The 4,677-nt window shown below is 54.2% G+C and carries 2 rRNA genes; both read right to left on the bottom strand.

The window, feature by feature from the left end:
- Window positions 1–2,475: ribosomal RNA gene (locus ACFVWL_RS18990) — 23S ribosomal RNA — on the bottom strand; the annotation flags it as partial.
- Between the two features lie 422 nt (window positions 2,476–2,897).
- Window positions 2,898–4,419: ribosomal RNA gene (locus ACFVWL_RS18995) — 16S ribosomal RNA — on the bottom strand.
- Window positions 4,420–4,677: the final 258 nt, after the last annotated feature.

Here is a 4,677-nt window from a genome sequence, read left to right on the forward strand (position 1 = left end):
TTTGGGAGGCAACCGCCCCAGTTAAACTACCCACCATGCACTGTCCCTGAACCGGATTACGGTTCGAAGTTAGATATCCAGAGTGACCAGAGTGGTATTTCAACAATGACTCCACACGAACTAGCGTCCATGCTTCAAAGTCTCCCACCTATCCTACACAAGCCACACCGAACACCAATACAAAGCTATAGTAAAGGTCACGGGGTCTTTCCGTCCTGCTGCGCGTAACGAGCATCTTTACTCGTAATGCAATTTCGCCGAGTTCGCGGTTGAGACAGTTGGGAAGTCGTTACGCCATTCGTGCAGGTCGGAACTTACCCGACAAGGAATTTCGCTACCTTAGGATGGTTATAGTTACCACCGCCGTTTACTGGGGCTTAAATTCTCAGCTTCGCCTTGCGGCTAACCGGTCCTCTTAACCTTCCAGCACCGGGCAGGCGTCAGTCCGTATACATCGTCTTGCGACTTGGCACGGACCTGTGTTTTTAGTAAACAGTCGCTACCCACTAGTCTCTGCGGCCTCCAAACGCTTTCGGGAGTAAATCCCTATACGCCGAAGGCCCCCCTTCTCCCGAAGTTACGGGGGCATTTTGCCGAGTTCCTTAACCACGATTCTCTCGATCTCCTTGGTATTCTCTACCTGACCACCTGAGTCGGTTTGGGGTACGGGCGGCTAGAACCTCGCGTCGATGCTTTTCTTGGCAGCATAGGATCACCCACTTTTTATCCGCATCGTGTCTCAGCCTTAATGAATCGCGGATTTGCCTACGACTCGGCCTACGCACTTGCACCAGGACAACCATCGCCTGGCTTGGGCTACCTTCCTGCGTCACACCTGTTAATACGCTAACCGCACCAGAATGGGGTCGTGCGCTAGGCCCAACGCGTCACCCCGAAGGGATCAGTCACTGGGATTCAGACACTTAGCACTACTGGATTAGCTTGGGCGGTTCTTCGCCGGTACGGGAATATCAACCCGTTGTCCATCGACTACGCCTGTCGGCCTCGCCTTAGGTCCCGACTTACCCAGGGAAGATTAGCTTGACCCTGGAACCCTTGGTCTTTCGGAGGACGTGTTTCTCACACGTCATTCGCTACTCATGCCTGCATTCTCACTCGTGTAGCCTCCACGGCTGGTTTACACCGCCGCTTCGCTGGCCACACGACGCTCTCCTACCCATCAACACGGCTGGACCACGAAGGCCTACCAATAATGTCAATGCCACAACTTCGGTGGCGTGCTTGAGCCCCGTTACATTGTCGGCGCGGAATCACTTGACCAGTGAGCTATTACGCACTCTTTCAAGGGTGGCTGCTTCTAAGCCAACCTCCTGGTTGTCAAGGCAACTCCACATCCTTTCCCACTTAGCACGCGCTTTGGGACCTTAGTTGGTGGTCTGGGTTGTTTCCCTCTCGACTATGAAGCTTATCCCCCACAGTCTCACTGCTGCGCTCTCACTTACCGGCATTCGGAGTTTGGCTGACGTCAGTAACCTTGTAGGGCCCATCGGCCATCCAGTAGCTCTACCTCCGGCAAGAAACACGCAACGCTGCACCTAAATGCATTTCGGAGAGAACCAGCTATCACGAAGTTTGATTGGCCTTTCACCCCTATCCACAGCTCATCCCCTCAGTTTTCAACCTAAGTGGGTTCGGTCCTCCACGACGTCTTACCGTCGCTTCAACCTGGCCATGGATAGATCACTTCGCTTCGGGTCTAGGACATGCGACTGAATCGCCCTATTCAGACTCGCTTTCGCTACGGCTACCCCACACGGGTTAACCTCGCCACATATCGCTAACTCGCAGGCTCATTCTTCAAAAGGCACGCTGTCACCCCTACTAAGGAGGCTCCAACGGTTTGTAAGCAAACGGTTTCAGGTACTATTTCACTCCCCTCCCGGGGTACTTTTCACCTTTCCCTCACGGTACTTGTCCGCTATCGGTCATCTGGGAGTATTTAGGCTTATCAGGTGGTCCTGACAGATTCACACGGGATTTCACGGGCCCCGTGCTACTTGGGATACTCTTCGCGTCAAGAGAGGCATTTCGACTACGGGGTTGGCACCCTCTATGACCGGCCTTTCAAGACCGTTCGTCTATACCTTCTTGTAACGCCGCCATCTCGGCAGAGATGACTGAAAAGTCCCACAACCCCCAACGTGCAACGCCTGCCGGCTATCACACACGCTAGGTTTAGCCTGTTCCGGTTTCGCTCGCCACTACTAACGGAATCGCGGTTGCTTTCTCTTCCTGTGGGTACTGAGATGTTTCACTTCCCCACGTTCCCTCTACCCGCCCTATATATTCAGGCGGGAGTCACTAGGTCGGCACGCCGCCCAGCGGGGTTTCCCCATTCGGACACCCTCGGATCAAAACTTGCTTATCAGTTCCCCGAGGCTTATCGCAGATTGCTACGTCCTTCTTCGGCTCCAGATGCCAAGGCATCCACCGTTTGCTCTTAAAGACTTGAAATCACATGAGTTTGAATCAAAAACTCGACCCCATCCGAAAATGGAATCTGAAATTGACTAATGATCTTTAAGATCATCTTGTGCAACCGATCCGAAGATCAGCTGCAAGATGCTCGCGTCCACTGTGTAGTTCTCAAAGTACGGGCGGTGCCCCCATCCACAACCCCACAAACATGGAGAAACAGAAAGAGGCCCAGAGTAACCAAATGCTTCCAACCCGAAGGTCAAAGCGCATCCGGTCCCTCAGGACCCAACAGCGTGCAGACACCAGTCCCCTCACCCAGAACCTTCCAACCGCAAGCGGCGTACTAGTCCCGAGATCAGATCTCGATGCCATGTCAAATGTTCCACCCATGAGCTCCCAGCGAAGAACGTATGCCTTCGATCTGGGTTCTGGACTCCGAAGAGTCAGATGCTCCTTAGAAAGGAGGTGATCCAGCCGCACCTTCCGGTACGGCTACCTTGTTACGACTTAGTCCTAATTACCGATCCCACCTTCGACGGCTCCCTCCACAAGGGTTAGGCCACCGGCTTCAGGTGTTACCGACTTTCATGACTTGACGGGCGGTGTGTACAAGACCCGGGAACGTATTCACCGCAGCGTTGCTGATCTGCGATTACTAGCGACTCCGACTTCATGAGGTCGAGTTGCAGACCTCAATCCGAACTGGGACCGGCTTTTTGGGATTCGCTCCACCTCGCGGTATTGCAGCCCTTTGTACCGGCCATTGTAGCATGCGTGAAGCCCAAGACATAAGGGGCATGATGATTTGACGTCATCCCCACCTTCCTCCGAGTTGACCCCGGCAGTATCCCATGAGTTCCCACCATTACGTGCTGGCAACATAGAACGAGGGTTGCGCTCGTTGCGGGACTTAACCCAACATCTCACGACACGAGCTGACGACAACCATGCACCACCTGTTTACGAGTGTCCAAAGAGTTGACCATTTCTGGCCCGTTCTCGTATATGTCAAGCCTTGGTAAGGTTCTTCGCGTTGCATCGAATTAATCCGCATGCTCCGCCGCTTGTGCGGGTCCCCGTCAATTCCTTTGAGTTTTAGCCTTGCGGCCGTACTCCCCAGGCGGGGAACTTAATGCGTTAGCTGCGTCACGGAATCCGTGGAATGGACCCCACAACTAGTTCCCAACGTTTACGGGGTGGACTACCAGGGTATCTAAGCCTGTTTGCTCCCCACCCTTTCGCTCCTCAGCGTCAGTTACGGCCCAGAGATCTGCCTTCGCCATCGGTGTTCCTCCTGATATCTGCGCATTCCACCGCTACACCAGGAATTCCAATCTCCCCTACCGCACTCTAGTCTGCCCGTACCCACTGCAGGCCGGAGGTTGAGCCTCCGGATTTCACAGCAGACGCGACAAACCGCCTACGAGCTCTTTACGCCCAATAATTCCGGATAACGCTTGCGCCCTACGTATTACCGCGGCTGCTGGCACGTAGTTAGCCGGCGCTTTTTCTGCAGGTACCGTCACTTTCGCTTCTTCCCTGCTAAAAGAGGTTTACAACCCGAAGGCCGTCGTCCCTCACGCGGCGTTGCTGCATCAGGCTTGCGCCCATTGTGCAATATTCCCCACTGCTGCCTCCCGTAGGAGTCTGGGCCGTGTCTCAGTCCCAGTGTGGCCGGTCACCCTCTCAGGCCGGCTACCCGTCGACGCCTTGGTGAGCCATTACCTCACCAACAAGCTGATAGGCCGCGAGCCCATCCCCAACCGAAATTCTTTCCAGACGCAGACCATGCGGTCACGTCACATATCCAGTATTAGACGCCGTTTCCAGCGCTTATCCCAGAGTCAGGGGCAGGTTGCTCACGTGTTACTCACCCGTTCGCCACTGATCCACCCAGCAAGCTGGGCTTCACCGTTCGACTTGCATGTGTTAAGCACGCCGCCAGCGTTCATCCTGAGCCAGGATCAAACTCTCCGTAAAAAAGAAATGCATACGACACCGGGAAAACGGTGACGCAGCGAGTTTGATGCTGACCAAAGAGACAAATTCATTGCTGACTTTATCCGTTGCCAACCCCACAAGGAGGTTGGTCTTTGATCCAAAGGAATTCTCAACTAGCCGAAGCTAGACGAGGATAATTTGGCATTTGACAAGTGCACGCTGTTGAGTTCTCAAGGATCGGATGCTCCCACGACCCAGCCATCACAGCCAGGCCCGCAGGGCAACTTCTCTATCTTA

This window comes from Microbacterium sp. NPDC058269 (genome assembly GCF_042881445.1).
Classification (GTDB): Bacteria; Actinomycetota; Actinomycetes; order Actinomycetales; family Microbacteriaceae; genus Microbacterium.